Source organism: Falsiroseomonas oryzae (genome assembly GCF_027856955.1).
GTDB classification, from domain to species: domain Bacteria; phylum Pseudomonadota; class Alphaproteobacteria; order Acetobacterales; family Acetobacteraceae; genus Falsiroseomonas; species Falsiroseomonas oryzae.
In genome coordinates this window covers 1-6,609 of sequence record NZ_JAPSMD010000305.1, presented here as the reverse complement: position 1 = coordinate 6,609, position 6,609 = coordinate 1, and the positions used below count along the sequence as shown (strand labels likewise).

At 72.7% G+C, this 6,609-nt stretch carries 5 protein-coding genes; 2 read left to right on the top strand and 3 right to left on the bottom strand.

Annotated elements, in window-relative coordinates:
- Positions 1-80: 80 nt before the first annotated feature.
- Together OZN99_RS22470 and OZN99_RS22465 are read right to left on the bottom strand one after the other, a co-directional pair.
- A complete protein-coding gene (locus OZN99_RS22470; RefSeq protein WP_270937490.1) occupies positions 81-2,120 on the bottom strand; it encodes a TRAP transporter permease in 2,040 nt (679 codons plus the stop codon).
- Positions 2,121-2,386: 266 nt separating this feature from the next.
- Positions 2,387-3,364 carry a TAXI family TRAP transporter solute-binding subunit gene (locus OZN99_RS22465; protein WP_270937489.1) on the bottom strand — a complete coding sequence of 326 codons (978 nt, stop codon included), beginning with the start codon at positions 3,362-3,364 and terminating at the stop codon, positions 2,387-2,389.
- Positions 3,365-3,513: 149 nt separating this feature from the next.
- Here OZN99_RS22465 and OZN99_RS22460 point away from each other — a divergent pair, with 149 nt between their 5' ends.
- Both OZN99_RS22460 and OZN99_RS22455 read left to right on the top strand, forming a co-directional pair.
- Positions 3,514-4,212, top strand: coding sequence for a CBS domain-containing protein (locus OZN99_RS22460; protein WP_270937488.1), 699 nt, complete (start codon positions 3,514-3,516; stop codon positions 4,210-4,212).
- Between the two features lie 94 nt (positions 4,213-4,306).
- The gene (locus OZN99_RS22455; RefSeq protein WP_270937487.1) at positions 4,307-5,143 is read left to right on the top strand and encodes a methyltransferase domain-containing protein; all 837 of its coding nucleotides are present in this window, start codon (positions 4,307-4,309) and stop codon (positions 5,141-5,143) included.
- A 12-nt stretch (positions 5,144-5,155) separates the two neighbouring features.
- Here OZN99_RS22455 and OZN99_RS22450 read toward each other — a convergent pair whose 3' ends face one another.
- Positions 5,156-6,400 carry an MFS transporter gene (locus OZN99_RS22450; protein WP_270937486.1) on the bottom strand — a complete coding sequence of 415 codons (1,245 nt, stop codon included), beginning with the start codon at positions 6,398-6,400 and terminating at the stop codon, positions 5,156-5,158.
- Positions 6,401-6,609 lie beyond the last annotated feature (209 nt).

Here is a 6,609-nt window from a genome sequence, read left to right as displayed (position 1 = left end):
GGCGGGCACGGCGCGGCGCAGCGCCTCCGCGGCCGGCGTGTCGCCGCAGGCGCCGGCCAGCAGCGCGAGCAGCAGGGCGACTAGGCGGGGCGCGTGCGCCACTGCAACGCCATCAGCCCGACGGCCAGCGCGAACCCGACCAGATGCGGGGCGGGGATCAGGTCCGCCAGCAGCGCCTGCAGCGCGGCGGGGAACACCATCAGCAGCCCCGCGAGGACGAGCGCCCAGCGCTCCCACCCCGCCAGGGCGCGCAGCAGCCAGCCCTGGCAGGCGGCGGACAGCGCCGCGAGGCCGATCGTCGCCAGCAGCACCTGCCAGGCCACGTCCATCCAGGTCATGTTGCCGCGCAGCTGCAGCAGCAGGCCCACCCCCTCCGGGTCGGTGACGAAGACGAAGGGCAGGATGAAGGCGGGCAGCGTGTATTTCCAGGCCATCAGCGTGGTGCGGTAGGGGCCCGCGCCGGTGATCGCGCTGGCCGCGAAGGGCGACAGCGCGGTGGGCGGCGAGACCTCGCTGAGGACGGCGTAGTAGAAGACGAACATGTGCGCCGCGTAGTCCGGCACGCCGAGCTTCATCAGCGCGGGCGCGGCGACGACCGCGCAGATGATGTAGCTGGCGGTGACCGGCACCGCGAGGCCGACCACCCAGACGATCAGCCCGGTGTAGATGGCGGTGACCACCAGCGACCCGCCGGCGGCCTGGATGGCGATGTCGCTGAACTTCAGGCCGAGCCCGGTCAGCGTGATGACGCCGACGATGATGCCCGCGCAGGCGCATGTGGCCGCGATGCCGACCGACTGCACCGCACCGCCGGCCAGCGCGTCCAGCAGCTTGCGCGGCGTCAGCGCGGTGTCGCGCCGCAGGTAGCTCAGCGCCACCGCGACGACCATGGCGTAGAGCACGGACAGCGTCGCCGAGTAGCCCATCACCATGAAGACGACGATCGCGACGAGCGTGGAGAAGTGGAAGCCGTAGAGCCGCAGCAGCTTCCCCACCGGGTCCACCTGCATCTTCGTCGCGGCGTCCAGCTCCTCGGCCGACATCTCGCCGCGCCGCACGGCGTCGGCACGGCGCGCGGCGATGCGGCGCTGGTCGAGCTCCACCATGAACAGCAGCGACGCGTAGTAGAGGCAGGTCGGGATGATCGCCATGACCAGCACGTCGAGGTAGCCGATCTTCAGGTACTCGGCGATCAGGAAGGCCGCCGCGCCCATCACCGGCGGGGAGATGATGGCGCCGAGCCCGCCCGCCGCCAGCAGCCCGCCGGCATCGTCGGCGCGGTAGCCGACCTTCCTCATCATCGGCCAGGCCACGGTGCCCAGAGTGACTGTGGTGGCCACCCCCGAGCCCGACGGCCCGCCGAGCAGGAAGGAGGAGAGCACCACCGTCCGCCCCGCGCTCTGCGGCTTGCCGCCGGTCAGCGCGAAGGAGAAGTCCACGAAGAACTTGCCCGCGCCGGAGGCCTGCAGGATCGCGCCGTAGATGGTGAACAGCACGATCAGGCTGGCGGAGACGTCCACCGCGGTGCCGAAGATCCCCTCGAGCGTGATCGTCAGGTGGGGCACCAGGCGTTCCGCGTCGTAGCCCTGGTGCTGCCAGGGCGGCGGCAGGTGGTTGCCGAAGAAGCCGTAGAGCAGGAACAGGATCGCCACCACGGGCATGATCCAGCCCGTCGCGCGGCGCGTCACCTCCAGCACCAGGGCGATCAGCATCCAGCCGACCACCAGGTCCATCGGATCGGGGAAGACGTAGCGGTCCTGCAGGTCGTCGCCGCCGGCGACGAGATACCAGACCACGTAGATGCCGGCCGCGATCAGCGCGACATCCCAGACCATCAGCCGGTGCCGGAAGCGCCGCGCCATCGGGAACAGCGCGAAGCCCAGCACCATGGCGAAGCCGACATGCACGTAGCGCAGCGTCGTGGTCGGCACGATGTCCCATGCCGCCCAGAGATGGAACAGCGACATGGCCAGCGCGACCGCCACGGCCATGTGGCCGAGCAGCCCGGGCAGGCGGTTCTGCGCGCCCTCCTCCTGCTCGATCAGCGCCTCGACCCGGCGCGCCGTCGCGTCGTCGAGCGCCCCCGTCGGTACCTCGGGCGGCAGGACCGTGCTGGACACGCGGACCGGGCCCTACGCCGGGATGGGCACGGGCTGTCCCGGGAGGGGCGCCGCCCCTCCCGGACCCTCCCGGCCAGGGGCCAGAGGGCCCTTGGAACCCATGAGTTGATGGGCGGGAGAGGGAGGGGGCATGGTGCGCGTACAGCAAGCGGCGCGCCGGTGATGCCCCCTCCCTCTCCCGCCCACGACTGACGCGGGTCCAGGGGCATCATGCCCCTGGTGGGTGGGGTCTGGGGAGGGCAACGCCCTCCCCAGGACGACCGTGCTCACGCCAGCGTCGCGCCGGCCGTGCGCCAGAACGCTTCCGCGGCCGGGTGCCACGGGATGCCGGCGGCGGCGGATTTCTGGGCGGCGAGGGTGAAGTTGCGGGCCTCCGCGTGGACGCGCGCCCAGTCCTCCCGGTTGTCCCAGACGATGCGCAGGATGTTGGTGACCAGGTCGTTCGGCTTGTCTTCCCGCACCGCCAGGATGTTCGCGACCGAGAGTTGCTGGTTGTCGCGCACCTGGCCGGGGTAGGTGCCGGCCGGGATCACCTCGGGGAAGTAGACCGGGCCGTTCTGCTCCACGATCTTCGCGTGCAGGTCGGCATGGTCGATCAGCTGGAGCGTGGTGCCCGGCGTGGCGGCCAGGTCGGTGATCGCGCTGGTCGGCACGCCGGAGACGAAGAAGTAGGCGTCGAGCTTGCCGTCGCGGATCGCATTGGTGGATTCGGCCGGCGAGAGGCGCTCGCGGGCACGGAAGTCGCGTTCGCGGTCCAGCCCGGCGGCGGCGATGACGCGGAAGGCGAAGAGCTCGGTCGCGGAGCCCGGCGCGCCGGTGCTGACGCGCTTGCCCCGGAGGTCCGCCATGCTGCGGATGCCGGTGGCCGCCGTGGTCACCACCTGCATGCGGTTGGTGTAGAGCACCGCGATGGCCCGCGCCGGCACGGTGCGGCCGCGAAAGGGGCCGGCGCCGCGGATCGCGTCCACCGCCGCGTCCACCTGGCCGAACAGCATCCCGACGCGCCCGGCTCCGAGCAGCTGGAAGTTTGCGACCGAGCCACCGGTGACTTCCGCTGTCGCGCTCATGCCCGGGATGCCGCGGGAGAGGTAGTTCGCCAGCGCGCCGCCCAGCGGGTAGTAGACCCCGCCGGTGGTTCCCGTGGCGATGGACATCTGCGTCGCGGTCTGCGCGCGGGCCAGGGCCGGCATGGCCAGGGCCGCGGCCCCGACAGCGAGCGCACGGCGGCCGATCACGGGCGTCACCAAGGCATCCTCCCTGCGTTTTCTCCGGGCCAGAGATACAGGCGCCCTGCGCGGCGCGAAAGGGCCGGCGGTTGACCTGCGTCAAGGTGGCCGGTGGTCCCGGAGCCTAACATCGTGTCATCCTGCATCGAGGCAGAGGGAGAGACCCGATGACCAGCTTGCGAGCCCGGGACCTGATGACACCGGACGTGATCACCGTGCCGCCGGAGACCCCGGTTCTGGCGATGGCGCGGTTGCTGGCGGATCGAGGCATCTCCGCCGTGCCGGTGGTGGACGCGGAAGGCCAGGTGCGCGGCATCGTGACGGAGGCCGACCTGATCCGTCGCCTGGCCGGCGAGGAGGACAAGCATGGCGGCTGGCTGGCCAGCCTGTTCGCCAACCAGGAGCGTGACGCCGAGCGCTACGCGCGCACCCATGGCGTGACCGCGGCCGACGTGATGACGACCGCGCCGATCGCGGTGGATCCGGACACGCTGGCCTCCGCCGTGGCGCATCTGATGGAGGACAAGGGCATCCGCCGCGTGCTGGTCACGCAGGACGGGCGGCTGAAGGGCATCGTCTCCCGCGCCGACCTGCTGCGTGCGCTCGTCGGGCCGGCGCCCGAGCAGGGTGAGTTCTCCGATGACCGTGTGCGCCGGGCGGTGCTGGCGGCGATGAAGAAGGAGCCCTGGGCCGACACCTTCTACACCATGGTGGAGGTGAAGGACGGCGTGGTGGAGTTCCACGGCTTCAGCCGCAGCGCCGCGGTGCAGCGCGGCCTCAAGGTGCTGGCGGAGAACGTGCCGGGCGTGAAGGGCGTGGTGGACAACACCCAGCCCATGCCGGCCTACCTGTTCAACGGCGTGTGAGCAGGCCGCGCGCGGCACGGCGTCGCGGCGGCGTGACCCCTCTCCCCGTCGACCGGGCGTAGCATCCCTCCCCCCGCCACGGGGGGAGGACGCGATGGACCAGACGCGGCTCCGGTCGCCCGATGTCTATGGGCGCACCTTCCATCTGGACGAGCAGACGCTGGGGGTCATGGCGGCGCGGCTGGAGGCGCGGGGCCGGCACCCGTTCTTCCAGCAGGTCATCGCGGACTACCTGGCCGAGCTGGCGCTGGAGGGCGGCGCGCGGGTGCTCGACCTGGGCTGCGGCACCGGCGTGGCCGCGCGCAGCGTCGCGCGCCAGGCCGCGCTGCGGCGGCCCGTGCTCGCCATCGACATCAGCGCGCATCTGGTGGAGGCCGGCCGGCACCTGGCGGAGCAGGAGGGGTTGGCCGACCGGGTGGAGTTCCGCGTCGGCGACGCCCATGCCCTGCGGCTGCCGGAAGGCGGCTTCGACGTGGTGCTGATGCACACGCTGATCAGCCATGTCGCAGACCCCTCGGCGGTGCTGGCGGAGGGGCGGCGGCTGCTGCGGCCCGGGGCCGGCCGGCTGGTGGTGTTCGATGGTGACTACGCCTCCATGACCTTCGCGACGGACGCGCGGGATGGCGGGGAGGCGACGGACCTCGCCGTGCAGCGGGGCATCGTGGCGCAGCCGCGGGTGATGCGGGCCATGCCGCGGCTGCTGGCGGAAGCCGGGCTGGAGCTTGCGTGGTCGCGCGGCTACCTGATGGCGGATATCGGGCGGATGGATTTCTGGCAGGCCGGGATCGCGAGCTTCCGCGTGCTGCTGCCGAAGGCGGGCGTGCTGCCGGCGGAGGAGGCGAACGCCTTCGTGGACGCGCTGGAGCGCGCCGCCGCCGAGAACCGCTTCTTCGGGGCGAGCGCCTTCTACGCCTACCTGGCGCGGCGGTGAGATCAGGGCGGCCTACTCCGCCTCCTTCACCGTCGCGAGGATCAGCGCGCCGAGCGCGAGGAAGCCGAGCACCGTCGCCATGCCCAGGCGCTGGCTGTCGGTGGCGGCGGTGACGGCGGCCAGCACGGCCGGGCCGAGGAAGCCGGTGACGCGGCCCGAGAGGGCGAAAAGGCCGAAGCAGGCCGCGGCTTCCTCGGGCGGGGCGATGCGCGCCATGAAGGCGCGGCTGGCGGCCTGGGCGGGGCCGAAGAACAGGCCGAGCGAGAGGGCGAGGATCCAGAACCAGGTCTCGCTGGTGGTCAGCAGCAGCGGCGCGCCGAGCAGGATGATGGCGGCGAGCGCGGCCAGCACCATGCGGCGGGACCCGACGCGGTCCTCCACCAGCGCGAAGAGCGCGGCGCCGCCGCCGGCCGCGACGTTCATCGCGATGCCGAACAGCAGGATCTTCTCGAAGGGCATGCCGAAGACGCCGGCGGCGTAGATTGCGCCGAAGGCGAAGAGCGTGTTCAGCCCGTCGGTGTAGAACAGCCGCGCCACCAGGAAGCGCGTCAGTGTCGGGCGCTGCGGCAGGGTGCGCAGCAGGTCGCGGATCTCGGCCAGGCCCTTCGCCGCCGCGTCGGACCAGGACGGCTTGCGGCCGGGCGGGTCGGGCAGCGCCAGCAGCACCGGCCAGGAGAAGACCAGCAGCCAGGCGGCGACCAGCAGCGCGGTGGCGCGGACATGCTCGGCCTGGCCGCGGTCCAGCCCGAACAGCGCGGGATCGGGCTGCACCAGCAGCACGAGGGAGACAGCGAGGCAGGCGAGCCCGCCGGCATAGCCGAGTCCCCAGGCCAGGCCGGAGACGCGGCCGAGCCGCTCGCGCGGCGCGACCTCCGGCAGCATGGAGTTGTAGAACACCGTGCCGACCTCGAAGGCGATGGTGGCGAGGCCAACGCAGAGCAGCGCGTACAGCGCATAGGCCGGATCGGGCCGGGCGAACCAGATCAGCGCGGTGGCGACCGCGGTGAGCAGCGTGAACAGCGCGAGCAGCGTGCGGCGACGCCCGCCGGCATCGGCGACGGCGCCGAGCACCGGGGAGAGCAGCGCGATGGCGAGCCCCGCGGCGGACTGCATCCAGCCCCATTGCGCCTGGCCCGTGGCGGCGTCGGGCGCGATGCCCTGCGCGAAATAGGCGGCGATGACGAAGGTGGAAACCACCGTGGGGAAGGCGCTGTTGGCCCAGTCGTAGAAGGCCCAGGCCCAAGCCTTGCGCGTCATGTGGGGTTTCGCGGCGTCCGCTGTGGCACGGCCCCCACCCCGACCCTCCCCCGCATGGCGGGAGAGGGAGTCCGGGGGCGCCGGCCTATCCTAGCCCCGCCAGCGCCCGCGCCGCCACGCCCACCGCGACGAGATCGCCTGCGGACGCGGCCTCCCGCGCCAGGCGGGCGGCGTCGCGCGTCGTCGCCGGGTCGGGCGCCGCGCCGGCC